We start from the raw sequence: 19003 nt of genomic DNA on the forward strand, positions 1-19003 counted from the left end.
GAGAATGTTGAAAAAGAATGTTTTATTTATCAGCGGATTGGCAGATGACCGCAAGGTAAGGATTGCACAAATAGATGAACAAGGCAATATACAGTGGCGCAATAGGGGAAGTGCAAATATCAGCCAATATATCGCAAACGATCAGTTTCAAACAATAAAAATGATTTTGGATACGAGAAGTGACCAGGAGCTTCCCCGACAGATGATTCATGGGGTATTCAATGAAATTTCCGATCCCGATACGCATAAGATAACACTTCAGAAGGCGGATCAGTTTTATCAAGCTATCTCATCGGAGGTACCGTTTTTTAATACTCCTTCCCATGTAGTGAGAACAAGCAGAGATCAGATCTACCTATCGCTTGATGGTATAGAAAAGCTTCAGGTCCCCAAAACGGTCAGGATCGCACCCAAATCCTCGGAAGAGATTCACCGGATCATCAAGGAGGAGGGGTTTGAGTATCCTGTGATTTTCAGACAGGCGGGAGATCATGGCGGTATCAGCACGATCAGGGTAGAGGATGAATCAGAGCAGTTCTACGCTTTTCCTCTGGATGGAAGGGAGTATTATCTGACGCAGTTCGTAGAGTACCGGGAAGAGGGGTTGTATAAGAAGTATCGGTTGATTGTGATTGACGGTGAAGTCTATCTCAGACACCTCAAGGTCAGTGAGGAGTGGATGGTACATCATCGCAATCAGATCGCACATCCTGAAGCCTTGCAGAAAATTGCAGCCAGTAGTTTTGGATCGGAAATAAAGCCGAAGATCCAACCGATCATTTCAGAAATTTATAAACGGTTGCAGTTGGATTATTTTGGGATTGACTGTTATATTGACAAGGATATGAATCTATTGATTTTTGAGATTAATGCAAGCATGACGATTTTTCTAAAAGCAGAAAAAGAGATTTTCAACAAACATCTGGAGTTGATCCGTCATGGCTTGGTTGAAATGATTCGCAAAAGATTAAACGATGAAAATATTGACTAGACAGGAAGAGGCATGGATTGGACACAAAAAGTCGTAGACTCAAGGGTAGAGGATGGGAGTAGGCATCAGAGGTATCCGGCAGGTTCTCCCAATGAAGCGGAGATCAAACAGTATGCCCGCTATCTTCCAAAGAGATGTGAGATAGGTGTCGTTATGGGGATGACACCCGAATTAAGAAATATTGCCGTACAGCATTGTGATCTCCTGGTTTCGATCGATTGCAGTGCCGCCTCTATAGAGACCTATAAGGACTGGCTGGATCCGGCCTTCAGATCTAAAGAGCAGATCATTCATGGAGACTGGAATGATCTGGAAGCATTTTTGGATAAAAAGCCCGGTTTCATTGTCGGGGACGGCATTTTCGGAAATATTCATCCTTTAGAGAATTATATGCCTCTGCTTCATTCCATTCGTCTCATGTTGGATAATGGGGGAAGTTTTATTACCCGACAATGCCTTATGCCGGAAGAGGTTGTATCCGATAACCAGTGGAGTAGATCAACACTGCTTCAAGCATTTAGAAGCGGTAAGATCGATGAGGCAGAGTTTGGTTTAAGTATGCGCCTGCAGGGGTACGTCAATCAGGCATATGATCAAAAGAGTGCCCTGTTGGATAATAAAAAAGTTTTTGCATGCATTGAATCGGATCACCAAGAGGGACTCCTCTCAAAGAGAGAATATGAGATTATCCACCGTTACTTCTTTCAGGGTATCAACACTATCCCTACACGATCACAATGGGAGGGGGCGCTTAAGCAGTCAGACTTTTTCTATGAATCTCATGCCATAAAAGGAAAGCAGTGGTATGCATGGTATCCTGTTTATCATTGCAAAGCATCGATAGAATGAAATAGATGATCTTCCGGGATGTTGTCAGGTCATGCAGTATATTTGATCTGGAAGCTATGATCTTCTTCGGAAATAAAAACTCTTTCTATTTAAAGTCAAGGCTGGAAAGGTAAACGAAATAATTAGAAGAAACTAACTGAATAGACACATCATCTACCGGGATTTGAAACCCGGCAGAGACAAGTTAAAATTTATAGGTTATACCTACATTGATCGTATAAAGGGAAGTTTCCCATTCCACATAATTGTAGTCATAATAAGGCTGTATCTGACCGGCATTATAATCATAATAACCGTCTGCATCACTTGCTAACTGTACATAATCCACAAAGAAGGAGATGTTGTCACTGAGTGCATAGGAAGCACCAAGCCCCCATTGGAATCCGCTTTCATCCAACAGTTTTTCATCACCGAATGCTTCCATATCGATCTCCGCATTACCATATCCCAGCAATCCATATACCGTGAACTTTTCACCGATAGGATACATCGGTTTCAGATAGATACCCCATGCACTGAATTCTCCATCATTTGTACTCCAACTGCCATCATAATTTTCTCGACCATTATAGTAATTGGTATACTCTTCACTATACTCATAGTTGGATCCCCAGTATCTACCTTCAATGGAGATATATTTGTTATACTGGTATCCTGCTAACAACATATAACCGCTGCTATCCATGTCGGCGGAACCGAACTCTTCCCAATTATCGTATTCATCCTGACCGTATGTACGATAATAATCTGTTTCACTGCTTGCCGCACTGTATGCCCCACCGATATAGAACCCGCTTTCATCGGGAGCCGGTGCCATCACCTCTTCTACCGGAGCTACTGCCGGTTCGATATCCCCACCTGCTACTGCAAATGTACTCAATGCCAATGCCGCTGCTATAGAACATGTTAACTTTTTCATAATAACTCCTTGTGATATTATTTCTCATTATAAGATGATGTAACTTAACTGAAAATAAATATTGCTTATATAAAACTTAAAGAAGAATAGATTTATAGCTATCTAAGAGAGACGGGATATTCCCAGGCGGGTGCCTGAGAAAACTGATTAGAAGTTGTAGGTGATTCCGAGTGTGATGGCATCTGCCTTATAGTCTTTACTTTGACCCACTACCATGACCATATCTCCTTCTGAAGGAGGATCGAACTCATCATCGTCAAACATGACGGTATAGTCCACAAAAAGACTCAGTGATTCAGTGATCTTATAGCCTGCACCGATACCCCATTGGAAGTCGCTGTCACTACTTTCATAACCGCCATCCCAATCAATCGTTGTCTGACCGTAACCGAGCAGTCCGTAGAGTGTGAGATCTCCTACCGGATACATCGGTTTAAGATAGATCGCAAGATTTGAAAAGTCATCATTCGAATCACCGGCATCACTTCCGTCAACTTCCCACGATGCATCAGTAAAACTCATACTATAGCGCCCCTCAACAGCAATATAGGGGTTGAACTGATACCCGGCCAGGATAGTTCCGCCCGTCCAACTCGCTTCATTGGTTATCCAAATGGGTTCGAGATCACCCGGCGCACTTCCGCTATATTTATTTTCAAATGTAAAAAATGAAACCCCCGCACCGATATAGGGACCACTCCCATCAGGTGCCGGTGCCACTACCTCTTCCACCGGTGCAACTACCGGTTCGATATCCCCACCTGCGAATGAAAATGTACTCAGTGCCACACAGGCCATGATGGATAAACTTGTTTTTTTCATAATGAACTCCTTGTCATTTGTATGAGGAAACTATGATCTCCTGTCACTATGATGACATGAAAACTATTAAACCTCTATAAAGAAATGGTATTCCTCTCCCCCGCGCCATGGGGTGTTTCAAATGAATCCCAAAGTCTGTTTATCGAAACTGTTCAAGTTCGGGAATATAGTTTCAAGCTGCGTACTGCTGTAGGAGCCGAACCATGCAGCGAGCGTCGCTAGGTATTGCTCTACGGAGGTCGTAGGGATCACGCGTCCGCTCTCTGTGATGTATTCGCTGCTATAGCCGCCGGAGAGTGATTTGAGTTCCGGGATATCGCCATAGATCTCTCCTCCCTTGACGGCACCTCCCATGACCAGGGCATGGCCCCCCCATCCATGGTCTGTCCCGTTGCCATTGGGCACGAGGGATCTTCCGAAATCCGAAGCGGTAAAGGTAGTCACCTGCTCAGAGAGCTGCATATGCTCCATGGCATTTTGAAACTCCTGCATGGCATTGTCGAGGTAGCTCAGTTTGAGCGGATGGTCCCGCATCTGCAGTGCATGGTGGTCAAATCCGTGCAGCCTCGCAAAGAAGATCTGACGTTTGGGAGCATTGGGGAGCTGTGCATGTACTGAGATGAGTCTTGCGATCATCTCCAGTTGTTTGGCCAGGGGTACTCCCGGTTCATTCTCGAGGGTACTGGTGAAATGAAGGTCCGGCGCAGCCTCAAGTGCTTCACTGACACTTGTACGATAGTCGATATTTTTTACTCGATTTTCAGCATAGGCCCTGACCAGCATATGCTCACTCTCTGTTTCCCGTTGAATGATCTGATGCAGTATCTCGTCAAACGCAAGTGCAGAGTCCGGATCACTGTATCCGTAATTTTTGAACGGGTTGATGGTCCCAGTGATCTCGAGGGGGGCCATCTCTCCGCCTAACTGCATAAAATTGCTGCCGTCTACGCTGATATTGGTAAAGTCGTTGTTGTTTGAAAGGATATAGGCCGCCCTGGCCGCCCAGCCTGAATCTTCTATGACATTTGAGTTTGCGGTCATCCACTGTTTTTGCTGATCGATATGTGAGAAGAGCTGAGGCGGGTTGTAGACACCTGAGGTAAACTCCTGTTTGGTGATGGGTCTGTCAAGTGTCCCTACATTGGCAACAAGTGCCAGTTTGTCACTGTTGAACATCTCCTGTAGTGCAGGCATATTAAAGAGACCATATCCGCTCTCCTTCAAGGGTAGGAGCGCCTCCATGGGGACACTCAGGTCACCTCTGATTTTTGCATACTCACTGTAGGCGGCAGCAGAGGTCGGAACAACCATATTGAAGGCATCATTCCCCCCTTCTAAAAAGATGCAGACCAGGGCCTTGTAGTCTGTAGGTTCTTCTGCCTTTAGGGGCGAGAATGCACCAAGTATAGAGAGCAGGGAGGAGGAGCTTAATGCAAGTGAAGCCTGGAGTTTGAGAAAGTCACGTCTATTGATTTTTTTCCCTTTCATTGCTTACCTCTCTATAGCATATTCGGCAGAGAGAACGATCAGCACGATCACCTGCCCTACGATATCATGCGCGCTTTGATGGGTCGCAGCATAGTCTGTCAGTTCATCTTTCAGAACATCACTCATCTGCCCGGACATCAAGAGCAGATCCAGATGCTCGACCAGGGCTTCGGGACCTTGAATGTCAAGCAGGCTTCTCTCCCGGCTGAGATCAAGCCTGATCTGATCAGGCAGGTCATTTGTCAAGCCTATAACGTTCAGCATAACAGTACCAAATTCACTCATCTTCAGAGGAGGCAGGACCTTAAACTCCGGCGCAACCAGGCCACTATATTGCAGGCTCCCAGAAGGGGTGAATGTAGGTTGAAAATAGTTGAAGACCGAAGGTGCAGTGAGCGGCTGAAGATGAAGCCCGCGAGAGCCTGCAGCCTGAAAATCATAAAATGCATAACTGCCTATGGAGGGATCACCTTTTGCATGGAAAGTTCTCATCACCGAGGCAATACGTATCAGCTGTTCTCTCAGTTTTCCGTAGCTATTCGGTGCAGGTCGTTGATCTTTAAATTTCAATAATGCTTCTTCATCGGTAAGGATTGCCGTAATGACCGCTTTCATATCTCCCTTTACCCCTGATCCGTTATCATTGAATTTGGAAGCTACCCTGGCAACATATGCCGGAGAGGGGTTGCTGGTCACAAGCCTTTGTATCAGCTGTTTCCCTATAAAAGGACCGACATTGGGATGGTTCATAATGATATCGATCGCATGCTTGAGGTCCTCTTCTGCGCTAAGTCCGGCAGGTATGCTTTGGGGCTCTCCATAGGCATTGCTGAAGGTATCGGAGAAAACTTTTTCTCTTCTGTCATGATTCTCCTCATAGGGGATCATCGGTTTGGAGAGTGAATCCAGCGTGGTATAGCCATCAAGGTAATAGAAGCCACCGTTGTCGCTTGTCCACCCCGTATAGACCTTTGCAAACTCCTCTATATCTTTTTGGGTATAGGTAGGGACGGGTCGGCCATCAGGGAGTTTTGGTTCACCATTGAGTTCAAGCTGTACAAGCCCAATGCTGAAAAGCTGCAGGATCTCTCTGGCATAGTTCTCATCAGCGTGTACCAGCGTGCCGTCCTCAGTGGTATGTTCTTTCATATTCCCCAATGTACTGAGGTATACCCCCATAGCGGGGTGCAGGGCGGTATGATAAAGAATATCCCTGTAGTTTGAAAAGGCATATTCGGACAAAAGATCGTAAAAATCCACGACCGAGTAGGGGCTCTCCACGCCAATCGTTGAGACCACAATGATCTCACTCAGGGCAAGGGCTACTCTCTGTCTCAGTTGGTCCTCTGCATTGACGGCGATGCTGTACCATGCATCGCCAAGTATTGCCGCCACATCTTCTGAACCGAGGTTGATCCCCTGATGTTTTCTGATCCACTCAATGTATCCGGTAGGAGGTTTTTGAAACTGTTCATTCAACCATACGATATAACCGCCCATTTCGTAAAGCCGGTCAATGTCCTCTTCTCTCGCACCAAACGTTGCATGGGCAAGAAAGTGTGCGGCTCCTTCTCTGCTCTCTACGGGTATCTGTAGCGTGATATTATTTTCCTGGCCGGAGCCGGTATCTGTATCACTGCCCGACCCCGAACAGCCAATGAAGGTTATTAATGAAAAAATGGCGAGAAGTAACTTTGGTATGTAACTGTGCATAATCTTCCTCTTTTAAAAAGTACAGTGAGGTCTACCGCTTACTTTTTTATTCACAATATTTGATTTCATTGTAACAGAAGAACTATTAAGATGAAGAGATAGTATGGGGAGGAGATCTATGAAAGAAGCGTAGTAAAACTTATATATAAAGATGAGCGTGATAGTCTGGATCTATTTTAAAGATTTTCGGATGAGGTAGATAAAGCGTGGCGTGTTATAATCCTTTGATGAGTGAAATATAAAGGAGATGGGATAAGGTATGATAAAAGCTATTGGATCGCATATAAAAAGAAATAAAACCAGGTACTTGGCTTTGCTGCTTGGAATCGTCTCTTTGTATCTGTTTTATCTGGGTATAAAGTTTATGTTTATTGGTGCCATTGAGTCATCATTTGGAATGTTTACCGGCGGTTTCGGGATGCTCGCACTGTCGTTTATCGTAGCTGCGGCAATCAGTAAACTTTTTACTAAAAAGAGAGACTTTTAATAGAGGGGATTTTAGGATAGCAACCAAATAAGGCAAGGAAGTTTAAAAGGGAGAAATCAACATGAAATTGATTTTACATATTTTTGGTTGCTATGTAAGAAGAAGTATAGGTGATTTATACTAACCGTACGTAAATATCTCTACAGTAAGTAGAATGGTCGGTTGAGTGACAATGCTGTTATCTTGATAAGCTACAAGCAGAGAGTTATATAATGTATTACAAACTTTGAAATATTTTTACGGATTGGTCTGTTTTGAAGTTTGGTGGAGATGAGGAGAATCGAACTCCTGTCCTAAAATAGATAGAACCATGACTCTACATGCTTAGGCGGTGTTGTTTGGTCTCATCTTGCTTCGTACTACACCCAAAACTATGCAAGACCAGCCTGAAAGTTCGTCTGCGTGCTAGGCAACACTCAGATATAGTCATCAGATATGATACCTCAAACTCTAGCTAAGATGACACTCACTAGCGAGGCAGTCCTCCGCGTTAGCGGGGTTAATGACTTACGCTACTGCGTAAGCTGGACGGTAATCTGTATTGTTTGCGTTTATTCGCGTTGGGCCGCGTAACGGAATTGCCCAGTCCGACATGCACATAGCCCCGACTACTCCAGTCGAAACCAAGTCATCCCCATATGGCGGGATAATATCACTTTTAGATTACTTTGTCAAGAGGGTAAAAGGGAGTTAAGAATAAAGTTACAGATACTAAAAGAGCGTCTCTGTGTACGAGATGAAATGCATCAAGAATAGATATTGCATAAGTAGGAGATGAGGATCTGATCCATCTGTCCTGCAGGGATCATATCAGGCAGTGTTGAATGATGGAATTTTGCCCCTGACGTTATATTTTAAGTTATATAACGTTAGACTTCCCCTCTCAAAATATAGAAATCAGTATGTTATATAAAATGAATAAAAAGGAGCTTATATGAAACCGATATTCGCAGCATCATTGGCCACATTAGCTCTGTATGCAAGCCCGCCGGAGATGAATCATACCCTGAAGTCCAATATGAAGGTAGTCTATCAAAAGACACCTGTGCAAGCGGATAATTTAGGTGAGATGCTGACAAAAGGTGTATTTTACGGAAGGTTGCGTTTTAACCATTTCTGGAGTGATAAAGGAGAGACGCACTATGTGGTTGGTGCAGGAGGAAGCGTAGTCTACAAGAGTGCTTACCTGCATGGTCTTGGCTTCACGGCCGGTCTCTATACGACGCAGAATCCCTGGCATATGGATGATGAAGATGCCGCGATCTATAAAGCAGGGAAAGATGTGTTAAACAGATATGATGTGCTGACACAAGGAAAATACGGCATGAGCACATTGGCTCAGGCATATCTGGAGTATAAGCATTCACAGTTTGATCTACAGGCCGGAAGAGTCATCTATGAAAGTTTCCTGACCAAAAGCAATGATACAAAGATGATACCCAATACGTTTGAAGGGGTTGCACTCTACAGCAAAGCGCTGCCTGATACCAATGTACAGGCGGCTTATCTTATAAATCAGAAGCTGAGAGACCACACGAAGTTCCATCATCTTTTGGCATATGGTGATGATGCAAGTGATCCCTATGCCAAATATACGGAGAACGATGATTCGGCGATGCATCAAGGGCTTACACTCTCCAAGCTCAAAGCAGAGGGGATCGATGACAGGCTTCTGACTATTGAAGCGAAGAATAGCAGTATTGATAATCTTTTAGTGACTTTTAACTATACAGGAGTCCCTGATCTGGTATCTTCAGCGATGATACAGGCGGATTACAGTTTTACTATGGATGGTTTGAAGATCACTCCGGCACTGCGTTATATGAAGCAGTTTGATAACGGAGCGGGGGAGATTGGAGGGGCAAACCTTAAGACAAAGACCTTTGGATATGATGATCCGGAGAGCCTTGAGAGTTCGCTTTTCGGTGCCAAAGTCGATCTGGCACAAAATGCATGGAAACTTCGCCTGGGGTATACAAAAGTTGCCGATGAGGGTGACCTGGTCGCGCCATGGAGGGGATTCCCCACGGGCGGTTTCACCAGGGCAATGGCACAGTACAATTGGTATGCCAATACCAAAACCTATATGGTCAGGACAGACTATGACTTTGACAAAGCAGGGATGGTATCCGGGTTCAAAGCATTTATGCGTTATGCGGTACAGGACTTTGACGATTATAAGCCGGGTGTACAATCGGACAGCAATGTACTGACACTGGATCTGCTCAAAGAGTTCGATAGCTTGCCTGGGTTCTATATGAAAACCCGTCTGGCCTATATCGATGGGGATAAAGATACGGTTGCAGGTGACGGATCATTGAAATCAGACTCATCGTACAATGAATTAAGAGTAGAGTTTAATTATCTGTTTTAATAAAATATCAAAGGGGAAGAGATGCAAATTAGTGCAAGAAATAAAATTAAGGCGACCGTAGTGTCTATGGCTGAAGGTATTGTGAATGAGAAACTTATACTTTTGACATCACGTGGAGCGCAGCTTAGCTCAGTGATCACTTCAGAAAGTGCAAAAGAGATGTCGATGCAGGAGGGAGATACCGTGACAGTGTTGTTCAAAGCTTCTCATGTGATGCTCTCTAGTACAAAGGTAGACGGCATCAGTGCGCGCAACCAGTTGGCAGGGACGATCGATAACGTCATCAAAGGCATCGTCAATACGGAGGTAACACTTCTGACCGATACAGGTGAAGCTATCGTCTCTATCATTACCAATGAGTCGGCCAAGGAACTGGGTGTTGTTCCCGGTAACAAAGCAGTTGCGATCATCAAGTCAACCGATATGATGATCGCCAAATAATATCTAAAGGAGTGATATATGAAAAAAATACTTTTATCTTTGTTTTTTGGAATGATGAGTCTAAGTGCAGGAGAGATCAAGATTGCCGTAGCGGCCAATGTCAGCTATGCGATTGATGATCTCAAGAAGGAGTTCAATGCACTCTATCCTGAGACAAAAGTGCAGGTAACCCTCGGAAGCAGCGGGAAACTCACGGCTCAGATCAAGAATGGTGCGCCTTACCAGCTTTTTATGGCGGCAAATATGAAATACCCGGAGGCACTTTACAAGGATGGTATCGCTGTAACCAGACCACTGGTCTATGCACAGGGCTCGTTGGCATACCTGAGCAGCAAACCACAGGACTTCACAAAAGGTATTGCACTCATAAAAGATGCTACAATTAATAAAATTGCTATAGCAAATCCTAAGACAGCTCCTTACGGAAAGGCGGCTGTAGAGGCGATGAAAAACGGCGGTGTGTTAGCGGATGTAGAGAAGAAGTTCGTTTTTGCTGAATCTATCTCCCAAACAGTCTCTTACGCAGTTACTGCGGCAGATATCGGTTTTATCGCAAAATCGTCACTCTACAGCCCGAAAATGGCGCATTATAAAGAGGGCGTGAACTGGTCAGATGTGGATACGAAACTCTATACACCGATCAATCAGGGGATCGTTGTACTGAAAAACGGAGAAAAGAGTAACGAAGTGGCAGCATTCTATACCTTTATGCTGAGTGCCAAAGCAAAGGAGATTTTACAAGCTTATGGATATCTGGTACCATGAGTAATTTGACGGCTACCATACAGTCGATCCAGTCTAACGACGGGCTCAATATCGTTACATTTTCTATCGGGGAACAGACGCTTACGATGGTAAGTCTGGAGTTGGAGGATACGCTTTCTGTCGGGTCAGAGTGTATTCTCAATATCAATGCATCAAATGTGGCGATAGGCAAAGAGCTCACTGGAATGCTGAGCTACTCCAACCAGCTTTCGGCAAAAGTGGCGGCGATAGAAAGCGGGGAACTGCTGGCGCGTATACTTCTCGATATCTCAGGGAACCGTATAGAGTCATTGATCACGGTAGGTTCGTGTAAAAGGCTTGAGCTCAAAGTAGAAGATGAGGTTACTGCGTTGATCAAGGCGACAGAGCTATCTGTCTCAAAGGTAGTTTCATGAGAGAGCTTTTGACCGGGATTGAATTTGAACCGTTTTTACTCTCTTTCAAACTTGCCGGGCTGACCACTTTGATCCTGTTTGTGATCGCTTTGCCGTTGGCATGGTATCTATCGCAAACAAAATCAAAGATCAAACCTTTTGTCGAAGCGGTCACGGCATTGCCGATTGTGCTGCCTCCCTCAGTATTGGGCTTTTATATCCTCTGGGCACTCTCATACAACTCTCCTGTCGGTGCATTCTTTGAAGAGACTTTTGGGATCAAGCTGGTGTTCAACTTCACCGGACTGGTGATCGCCAGCTGTTTCTACAGCCTCCCCTTTATGGTGCAACCGATGCAGAGCGGATTTGAAGGATTGAACAGAAATATGCTTGATGCCTCCTATATCTGTGGTCAGGGAAAATGGATGACCGTACTTAAAGTGGCACTCCCCAATATCAAACCGGCACTGATGACAGCGATCATCGTCACCTTTGCGCATACTGTCGGTGAGTTCGGTGTGGTTTTGATGGTGGGAGGAAGTATCCCGGGAGAGACCAAGGTAGCATCGGTCGCGATCTATGAGATGGTGGAGATCATGGACTACAAATCGGCGCATATCTACAGTGCGATCATGGTGACCATAAGCTTTGTCGTGCTCCTGGGTGTCTATATTTTCAATCGTAAACAAAATAAAAAACTGGGTGGTTTCTCATGATAGATATTGATATTACTAAAACCCTCTATGGGAGCAGGGGGGAGATGGAGCTAAGTGTCGACCTTGAGATCCAAGCGGGGGAGTTTATCGCACTTGCAGGACAAAGCGGAAGCGGTAAAACCACGCTTCTTAGAATTATTGCAGGGCTGGAAAAGGCCCGGGGATCTTTGAATGTAGGGGATGAGGTATGGATGGATGAGAAGTTTACCCTCTCTCCTCAGAAGAGAAAGATAGGGTTTGTCTTTCAGGATTATGCCCTCTTTCCAAATATGACCGTGCTTCAAAATCTTCTCTTTGTAGAGAAAGATCATACGCTGGCTGAAGAGCTCTTGGAGATGACGGGACTGCATGAACTGAAAGACCGCCTTCCGGCCACACTGAGCGGAGGACAGAAACAGCGTGTCAGCCTTTGCCGTGCGATGATGAACCGCCCGAAGATTCTGCTGATGGATGAACCGCTTTCCGCACTGGACCCTGCGATGCGGACAAAGCTGCAGCATGAGATCCTTACACTGCATAAGAATTTCGGTACGACAACGATCATGGTCAGTCATGACCCCAGTGAGATCTATCGACTTGCTAAGAGAGTGATCGTGCTTGATCATGGTAAGATCATTCAGGATGGTACACCTAAAGATACCCTACTAAAAAAGAGTGGGAGTCAAAAGTTTTCCTTTGAAGGGGAGCTGCTTGATATTGTGCAGGTGGATATCATTACCGTAGCCATTGTCTCTATCGGTCAGCAACTGGTTGAAGTAGTGATCAGTCCTGAAGAGGCTGCCTCTCTTCATATCGGAGACACCGTGACACTGAGTACAAAAGCATTTGCCCCAATTTTAAGCACCAGATAGAGAAAATAAGATAAATAACGTTATATAATTATAAATATAAGGATTATTGCGTTAAGCTTCGTTTTTATAAATATTTTTAGCCATCTCGCTATATATAAGTTTATATAATGGAGATATGTTGCGAGGGGAAATAATGAAATTTAAAAAAGTATTGGCCGGAGCACTGCTTTTATCTCAAACTCTGCTTTGGGCAGATATGAGTTTTGACGGAGAACTGCGTCTTCGTTTTGAATATTTTGACAATATGAATGAAAAATATTTCGGTACCAATCCCAAGGTCGGTGTAAGCGAAGATGCTTATCTTCTCACACGGTTGCGTCTGGGGATGACCTACAAGTTTGATGAGCACTGGACGGCAAGAGTCTCGATGCAGGATTCCAGGGCTCTAGGCTGGGGATTTGACAATGAAGAGTGGTACAACAAGGAGTTTATGCAGGTCAATAACACACAAGTTGACCACTTTGAACTCTATGAGACCTACCTTCAGTATGCAACGTCGAATATTGTGATCAAAACAGGTAGACAGAAAATTGCATATGGTGATAAGAGGGTGTTTGGTCCGGGAGAGTGGAAAAACTCCGGAAAATGGGTCTGGGATGCAGCAAAGATATCTATCAGAGACGGAGAAAATTACCTCGATCTTTTTTATGGGGGAACGATGCTGCATGATCCGGATGAATTCAGTCTTGGACATCGTCACGGTTATTACGGGGGAGGGGTGTACGGACACTACGCATTGAGTAAAACAGGTGCGATCGAACCTATCTTTGCCTATAAGGAGAATGATACGGAAAATCCGAAATACCATGCACTCAAAAGCTACTACCTTGGAGCGAGAGTCTATGATGAAAACCTGTATGGATATTTTTACAATATGACCTATATGAAATCTTTCGGTGACCATACAAAAACGAATGGAAGCCGTGTGGATATAGATGGTACAGGGTTCCACCTGGATGCGGGATATCACTTTAAACCGATGCATACCAAACTGGGGCTTGGTTATACCTATGCAAGCGGAGATGACCCTGACACAAGCGATCGTGAAACCTTCGATGCGGTTTTCGGTGCCAGCGACAAATACTATGGAAGACTCAATCTTATGGGCTGGTCCAATCTGAAAGATTATGAAGTGTTTGCTGTGGTAAAACCTTGGGAGAAAACGAAGATCAAACTGGAATATCATGCATTCTATGCAGATGAACCAAGCAATAAATGGAAAAGCTATACCATTCCGAGCATGAGTTCAGATAAATACGGTGATGAGATCGACATCGTTGCCGTGCACAGTTACAGTAAAGATCTTCAGTTTCAGTTGGGGCTAGGGTATTTCAAAAGCGGTGACTATATCGAAGAAGCGGCGGAAACAGATCCATATATTACGGCAGATAATGCCTTTGGTATGTTTACGCAGGCAGCCTACAAATTTTAGAAGGAGAATAGGATGATAAAAAAAATAATTTTGGGAGTTGCTCTTATCGTAGCGGCAGTAAGTGCAAATGAAGGTGAAAAAAAAGATTTACGATTTGCTGTAGAGTATACCAGTCATGCCACCTCATATTATTACGGTGAAGCAAAAGAGTTGTTTCAGGAAAACGGTATCAATGTAGAAGATGTGAAAGTGTATGTCAGTGGCGTCGGCGTAGCGACTGCTTTTGCAAAAGAGCATTTTGATGTGGCCTATATGTGTCTTGTACCGGCGATCAATACCTATGCAAACGGCGGCGTACCTATCAAAATAATCGCAGGAACACATAAAGATGGCTATGGGGTTGTTGTCAATAGTTCCAAGATCAAAACACTTCAAGATCTAGGTAAAGAAGGAGTGAAGATCGGGGTAGGACCAAAAGGAACAGTGACAAGTTTTATCGAGGAGGTTCTTATAGAAAAAGGTGGTTTTGATCAAACAAAGGTACGAAAAAACTTTGTAACAATGAACGCTTCAAAACAGATCATGGCGCTCAAAGCAGGACTTGTTGATGCAATCATCGTACCCGAACATTTTGCGACACTTGCTGCAGGTTTAGAGGGGATGGGAATGCTTGTTCAGAGTAAAGATCTGTGGAAAGATCTTCAGGGGAGTGTTATCGTTGTCTCTAGTAGTATGGTACAAAAGTATCCAAAAACCGTAGAAAAAATCAAGAAAATAAACCAACAATCTATCAATGAAATCAACCAGGATAACAGTGAAGCCTCCGTCATCGTGGCAAAAAATCTCAATGTTTACCAAAATCGGATCAAAACACAGACAAAGTCTCCAAGCATTGACTTGACAGTCACACCTCAAATCGCTAAGGGTTCTATAGAAAATTTGATACTGACCTCTGATATTTCCGTGGAGGCAGTGCAGGAGGTGATTGATAAAATGGTGCAATACGGCTTTATTAGAGAGTCATTTGATGCAAGAGAGATACTGGTACTGGATCAATAAAATGAAACAAATCGTACACTATCTATTGCTTAAAAGTCCAATTTTATTTTTTATCATTCTTTGGGAGGTCGCTGGAAGAGTAGCAGACAGCCCGATGCTCCCCTCCTTTTCCCAAGTAATGGTAGAAGCGTATAATCTTATCGTAATGGGTATCCTGATATCCAATCTTAGTGATTCATTTTTACGCGTCATGATAGGGTATCTTGCCGGAGGATTGTTTGGGATCATGATCGGTTCTTTGATGGGGATGTATAAAGCGGTAGAGCTCTCTTTGAAGCCTTTTATAAGTATGTTGCTTCCCATACCGACTTTGGGATGGTTGCCTCTGATGATGCTTTGGATCGGTATCAATGAGATGCTGCCTATCGTACTTATTTTTATCTGTGCTTTTTTCCCGGTAGCCTATGCAACGCTTCTTGGGATCAAAGAGATTCCAAAAGAGTATATCAATACCGCCAAATCTTTAGGGGCTTCAAATCTTTATATCTTTTTCAGGATTATTCTCCCTATTGCTTCGCCTTCTATCTTTACCGGGTTACGACTTGAAGCCGGCATGGTCTGGAAGACAGTTTTGGCAGCTGAGATGTTTGCCATACCTACGGGAATTGGAGCTCTGATGATCAATGCAGAGAGTCTTATCCGCGTTGATATTATTATGGTCGCATTGATGGTATTAGCCGTGATGAGTTTTAGTTTTGAAAAAGCAATTTACAAATTGGAAGCGGTTACTACAAGTAGATGGAGATAATCGATGGGATATATAAAATTAGAAAAGATCAACACTGAGTATTGTTTAAAAGATGTGAATTTATCTATCCAAAAAGGGGAGTTCACTGTCATTATCGGGCATTCAGGTGCCGGGAAAAGTACCATTTTAAACATTCTTGCAGGATTTATCGAGCACGAAGGCAACCTCTATATGGAGGGGAAATTGCTTAATGATATCCCAACGCAAAAAAGAGAGATAGGATATTTGCATCAGGCGATCCATCTTTTCCCAAATCTGAATGTTTTTGAAAATATTGCCTTTGGACTCAAAGCGCAAGGCGTCCATAAAAATAGCATTAACGAAAAGGTGAGTAAGATGATGGATATGTTGCAAATTACTCATTTGGCCCATCGTTACCCAAAAAATCTCAGTGGTGGGGAAAAACAGAGGGTTGGAATTGCAAGAGCAATAATCACCCAACCAAAAGTTTTATTGCTCGATGAACCTCTCTCCAGTCTGGATCCCAAAACGGCAGAAAGTATTAGAGGAGAGTTGAAATTGCTTCATGAAAAACTGCAACTTACTATCGTGTATGTTACACACAATGTCTTAGATACGGATGTGCTTGCAGATAAAGTGATTGTACTTGAACAGGGTAAAATTGTAGAGCAAAGAGCCAATTAAATGATTCACCGCCGTATAGCAAGGCAAGAAATTTTTCATCTATAAGGTCTTAAACTGAGTTTGATCAAGGATACAGTGATGAAAGCGGTTTTAGATCTACATTACAAAATAAAGGATAGATACTATGTTAAGAATCGATGATCAGACACTGATGGAGTATTTTAAAGAGGATGTTCCCTATTTGGACCTGACAACGTCACTTCAGGAAGCCTCCGGGAAACAGGCACGGTTTGAAGTGTTTACCAGAGAAGATGTGATCGTCTCCTGCTCCGAAGAGGCCAGAAGATTGGCTGAACTTATGGGGTGTGAGGTGGAACATGCGATCCCTTCAAAGCAGAAGGCGCTCAAAGGTGAGAGTGTGATTGTCATCAAAGGAGACTATGAGGTACTGCATCAAGTGTGGAGGAGTATACAGGTAATATTGGAGTACAGTTGTAAGATTGCCACCTATACACATGAGATGAAAGAGGCGATATCGCGTGTAAACCCGCACTGTGAACTTCTTACAACACGAAAGAACTTTCCTTTTTCAAAGCCTTTTTCTATCCGATCCATACGTAACGGAGGAGCGATGCCTCACCGTTTGGGTTTGAGTGAAACCGTACTTTTCTTCGCTCAGCACAGGATTATCTATTCTTCCGATGAAGCCTTTTATGAAGAGATTGTAAACTTTAAGAAAAAAGTACCGGAAAAAAAGATCGTGATAGAGTCGGAGACCTTTGAAGAGGCAGCACTCCTGATGCAAAAAGGCGCTGATGTGATACAGATGGATAAAGCAGAGATATCGACACTTCAAAAGCTTTCAGCGTATCGGGATGAACATTTCCCTTCCGTGAAGATTCTGGCTGCGGGAGGCGTGAATAAGATGAATGCAGAAAGCTATGCCAAGACGGGAGTGGACGGGATCGTCACCAGTGCGGTCTATTTCTGCGGAATGGCAAATATGGGGAGCAAAATGACCCTTCTGTAAGCTTCCTTCGTCGATCTTTTAGAAACTTAGGGTAAAGTTATGGCTAGAGTATAGCGATAGCTTTAGATGGAGAGCGTATGAGTTTGACGGCAAAAGTATTATGGGCGATGGGACTGGGGGTCATTCTGGGACTGTTCATCAACCTGGGAGGCTTCAATACCGAGGGTGGCTTTGTCAACGAGTATATTGTTGGCGGGCTTTTTTATGTGATCGGAAAGATGTTTATCACAGCACTCAAGATGCTTGTGGTACCTTTGGTCTTCTTCTCCCTTATCTCCGGGGTATTGGGTATCGGGGATATCAAAAAACTGGGTAAAGTAGGTATCAAGTCTTTTGGACTCTATATGTTGACTACGGCCATAGCTATTGCGGTGGCGATAGGTCTCTCCACTGCAGTGATCCCTCTCTTCTCTTCACCTTCAGCACAGACGACTGCAGCTTTTACCGCTAAAGAGGCACCGGCGCTTTCTGCTGTGTTTATCAATATCATCCCGGCGAATGTCGTTGAAGCGTTTGCCAGCGGTAATATGCTGCAGATCATCTTTTTTTCTATCTTGCTTGGTATTTCACTTTTGATGGTAGGTAAGAAAGCAGAAAGTCTCGCCGAGGGTGTTGAGGTGTTGAACGAGGCGATGATGAAGATGGTGACCATTGTTATGGCAACCGCACCGGTGGCAGTATTCGCGCTTCTGGCCAAGGCAGTCAGTGAGCTTGGACTTGACCTTTTGGCACAGCTGGCAGTCTATGTGGTCGTTTTGGTCGCAGCACTGCTTCTTCACCTCTTTGGGACACTGATGCTGATACTCAACTTTTTTACACGGTTGAATCCCTTTATCCTTCTTGAAAAAATACGTGATGCACAGGTCTTTGCTTTCTCGACCTCCAGCTCCAACGCGACGATCCCTGTGACACTGAGAAGTGTGACTAAGCGGCTGGGGGTTGACAACTCGGTTGCCTCTTTTACTGTCCCTTTCGGTGCCACGATCAATATGGACGGTACGGCGATTATGCAGGGGGTAGCGACGGTATTTATCGCCCATATCTATGGCGTAGAGCTTGGAGTGACGGGCTACCTGACAGTGATACTGATGTCGGTACTCGCCTCTATCGGTACGGCAGGGGTTCCCGGTGTGGGGCTCATTATGCTCTCGATGGTCTTTGTGCAGGTAGGTCTTCCTGTAGAGGGTATCGGGTTGATCCTGGGAGTTGACAGGCTGCTTGATATGATGCGTACTGCAGTGAATGTGACAGGGGATGCAGTGGTAAGTACAGTGGTAGCTAAGAGTGAAGAGGAGCTGGATATCTCTCTCTATCAGGAGAGAGAAGCAGGATTGGTTGAAGTCCTTGAGATCGATGAAGAGATCGAAGAGGAGTTTGCTGAAGTGGTGCATAGTGTGGAAGCCAAGTCGTAAGGTAGAA

General features: G+C 44.2%; 19 protein-coding genes and 1 other RNA gene. 15 read left to right on the plus strand and 5 right to left on the minus strand.

Annotation, left to right across the window (positions count from 1 at the left end):
* Positions 1-4: 4 nt before the first annotated feature.
* On the plus strand, positions 5-991 hold the full coding sequence (locus AC4JOV_RS01550; protein WP_229936879.1) for an ATP-grasp domain-containing protein: 987 nt from the start codon (positions 5-7) through the stop codon (positions 989-991).
* A gap of 12 nt (positions 992-1003) precedes the next feature.
* On the plus strand, positions 1004-1840 hold the full coding sequence (locus AC4JOV_RS01555; protein WP_229936878.1) for a class I SAM-dependent methyltransferase: 837 nt from the start codon (positions 1004-1006) through the stop codon (positions 1838-1840).
* Positions 1841-2024: 184 nt separating this feature from the next.
* On the opposite strand, the gene AC4JOV_RS01560 is transcribed toward AC4JOV_RS01555, so the two are convergent.
* From AC4JOV_RS01560 to AC4JOV_RS01575, 4 genes are all read right to left on the minus strand, one after another.
* Positions 2025-2759: a porin family protein gene (locus AC4JOV_RS01560; RefSeq protein WP_229936877.1), complete on the minus strand. Its 735-nt coding sequence runs from the start codon at positions 2757-2759 to the stop codon at positions 2025-2027.
* A 147-nt stretch (positions 2760-2906) separates the two neighbouring features.
* Positions 2907-3581 carry a porin family protein gene (locus AC4JOV_RS01565; RefSeq protein WP_229936876.1) on the minus strand — a complete coding sequence of 225 codons (675 nt, stop codon included), beginning with the start codon at positions 3579-3581 and terminating at the stop codon, positions 2907-2909.
* Between the two features lie 117 nt (positions 3582-3698).
* Positions 3699-5069, minus strand: coding sequence for a DUF1501 domain-containing protein (locus AC4JOV_RS01570; RefSeq protein WP_229936875.1), 1371 nt, complete (start codon positions 5067-5069; stop codon positions 3699-3701).
* 3 nt (positions 5070-5072) lie between these two features.
* Positions 5073-6782, minus strand: coding sequence for a DUF1800 domain-containing protein (locus AC4JOV_RS01575; RefSeq protein WP_229936874.1), 1710 nt, complete (start codon positions 6780-6782; stop codon positions 5073-5075).
* 259 nt (positions 6783-7041) lie between these two features.
* Here AC4JOV_RS01575 and AC4JOV_RS01580 point away from each other — a divergent pair, with 259 nt between their 5' ends.
* Positions 7042-7269 (plus strand): hypothetical protein, encoded by a 228-nt coding sequence (locus AC4JOV_RS01580; RefSeq protein ID WP_229936873.1) that lies wholly within the window; start codon positions 7042-7044, stop codon positions 7267-7269.
* A 262-nt stretch (positions 7270-7531) separates the two neighbouring features.
* Here the strand turns inward: AC4JOV_RS01580 and ssrA are convergent.
* Positions 7532-7905: a transfer-messenger RNA gene (gene ssrA / locus AC4JOV_RS01585) on the minus strand.
* 298 nt (positions 7906-8203) lie between these two features.
* On the opposite strand from ssrA, the gene AC4JOV_RS01590 reads away from it, so the two are divergent.
* The 12 genes from AC4JOV_RS01590 (at position 8204) to AC4JOV_RS01645 (ending at position 18996) form a co-directional block, all read left to right on the plus strand.
* A complete protein-coding gene (locus tag AC4JOV_RS01590; protein WP_229936872.1) occupies positions 8204-9643 on the plus strand; it encodes an OprD family outer membrane porin in 1440 nt (479 codons plus the stop codon).
* A gap of 21 nt (positions 9644-9664) precedes the next feature.
* Positions 9665-10084, plus strand: a complete 420-nt coding sequence (locus AC4JOV_RS01595) for a TOBE domain-containing protein (RefSeq protein WP_229936871.1) — start codon at positions 9665-9667, stop codon at positions 10082-10084.
* 18 nt (positions 10085-10102) lie between these two features.
* Positions 10103-10849, plus strand: a complete 747-nt coding sequence (gene modA, locus AC4JOV_RS01600; protein WP_229936870.1) for a molybdate ABC transporter substrate-binding protein — start codon at positions 10103-10105, stop codon at positions 10847-10849.
* Positions 10846-11244, plus strand: a complete 399-nt coding sequence (locus AC4JOV_RS01605; protein ID WP_229936869.1) for a TOBE domain-containing protein — start codon at positions 10846-10848, stop codon at positions 11242-11244. The genes modA and AC4JOV_RS01605 overlap by 4 nt, the downstream gene beginning before the upstream one ends.
* Positions 11241-11939, plus strand: coding sequence for a molybdate ABC transporter permease subunit (gene modB, locus AC4JOV_RS01610; RefSeq protein ID WP_229936868.1), 699 nt, complete (start codon positions 11241-11243; stop codon positions 11937-11939). Before AC4JOV_RS01605 ends, modB begins: the two co-directional genes overlap by 4 nt.
* A complete protein-coding gene (locus AC4JOV_RS01615) occupies positions 11936-12790 on the plus strand; it encodes an ABC transporter ATP-binding protein (protein WP_229936867.1) in 855 nt (284 codons plus the stop codon). Before modB ends, AC4JOV_RS01615 begins: the two co-directional genes overlap by 4 nt.
* A gap of 133 nt (positions 12791-12923) precedes the next feature.
* Entirely contained in the window at positions 12924-14222 is a 1299-nt protein-coding gene (locus AC4JOV_RS01620; protein ID WP_229936866.1) for an alginate export family protein, read from the plus strand.
* A 12-nt stretch (positions 14223-14234) separates the two neighbouring features.
* On the plus strand, positions 14235-15221 hold the full coding sequence (locus tag AC4JOV_RS01625; protein ID WP_229936865.1) for an ABC transporter substrate-binding protein: 987 nt from the start codon (positions 14235-14237) through the stop codon (positions 15219-15221).
* Between the two features lies 1 nt (position 15222).
* Entirely contained in the window at positions 15223-15969 is a 747-nt protein-coding gene (locus AC4JOV_RS01630) for an ABC transporter permease (protein ID WP_229936864.1), read from the plus strand.
* Between the two features lie 3 nt (positions 15970-15972).
* Positions 15973-16614: an ABC transporter ATP-binding protein gene (locus AC4JOV_RS01635; RefSeq protein ID WP_229936863.1), complete on the plus strand. Its 642-nt coding sequence runs from the start codon at positions 15973-15975 to the stop codon at positions 16612-16614.
* Between the two features lie 124 nt (positions 16615-16738).
* Entirely contained in the window at positions 16739-17584 is an 846-nt protein-coding gene (gene modD, locus AC4JOV_RS01640) for a ModD protein (protein WP_229936862.1), read from the plus strand.
* A 77-nt stretch (positions 17585-17661) separates the two neighbouring features.
* Positions 17662-18996 carry a dicarboxylate/amino acid:cation symporter gene (locus AC4JOV_RS01645; RefSeq protein WP_229936861.1) on the plus strand — a complete coding sequence of 445 codons (1335 nt, stop codon included), beginning with the start codon at positions 17662-17664 and terminating at the stop codon, positions 18994-18996.
* Positions 18997-19003: the final 7 nt, after the last annotated feature.

Source organism: Sulfurovum sp. MH2-6 (assembly GCF_058374785.1).